The sequence below is a fragment of the Bacillus sp. P4_D3 genome (assembly GCF_056401855.1).
The window spans coordinates 1-915 of the sequence record NZ_JBFUIN010001037.1 but is presented as its reverse complement, the minus strand read 5'-3'; the positions used below and the strand labels follow the sequence as shown (position 1 = coordinate 915).

Sequence of the window (915 nt, the reverse complement as noted above, 5' to 3'; positions counted from 1 at the left end):
GTTATATAACGAAGGCTCTTTTTGTTTTTTTTCCTTTTATTCATACACAGTCCTCATAGTTGTAGATGTATAAAAGGAAAAAAGTAATTTGGGGCGTAATCTATCTATATGATAATTCAAAATGAAATATAAGTCTATATTTTCATTGTTTTTTTGATTATATTTATGTCACTGAGCTCAGAAGAATATATGTATGTGGAGGGAAAATATATGAAATCGAAACATGTACCAGTTTTAATTGTTGGAGGGGGATTATCAGGATTATCGTCTGCGTTATTTCTTGGAAAACAGAACATTGAGTACTTACTTATTGAAAGGCATCCGTCTACTGCGATTCATCCGAAAGCAGGCGGGATTACTTTTCGTACGATGGAATTATTTCGAGAATTAGGTCTAGAAAAAGGAATTAGATTAGCTGGTAAAGCATTAGAGAATTGTCACGGGAGAATTGCGGTTCAAACAATAGCTGAGGTAAAGAATGAAGAGTTGGAACAAATAAGGGCGACTCAGTATGAAAATAACGAAAAGTTAGTTCGTAAAGTGGAAGAGATTAGCCCATCAAAACAAACTGCTTGTTATCAAATTACGTTAGAAGAGATGATGTTACAATACGCGCAAAAGTTAGGCGGAAATCTATCTTTTAATCATGAACTGATTTCTTATGAGCAAAATGAGAACGGAGTAATAGCAACTATTCGAAATCGTGAAACGAAGGAAGAGTGTCTTATTTATTGTGATTATGTAATCGCAGCAGATGGAGCGAAAAGTAAAATACGGGAACAGCTAGGTATTCTAACCGAGGGCCGTGGTACAATCGGTGGTTATTATATGAACATATATTTTGAAGCGGATTTGAGTGAATTTATTAAAGGAGGCGCATTCGGTTTTACTATGATACTACATCCAGAAGTAATT

The 915-nt window shown here is 34.6% G+C and carries 1 protein-coding gene; it reads left to right on the top strand.

What is annotated here, in order from left to right; all coding sequences use genetic code 11:
* Positions 1-210: 210 nt before the first annotated feature.
* The coding region (locus AC1DTM_RS28980; protein ID WP_477001542.1) for an FAD-dependent oxidoreductase at positions 211-915 on the top strand (705 nt) is incomplete at its 3' end.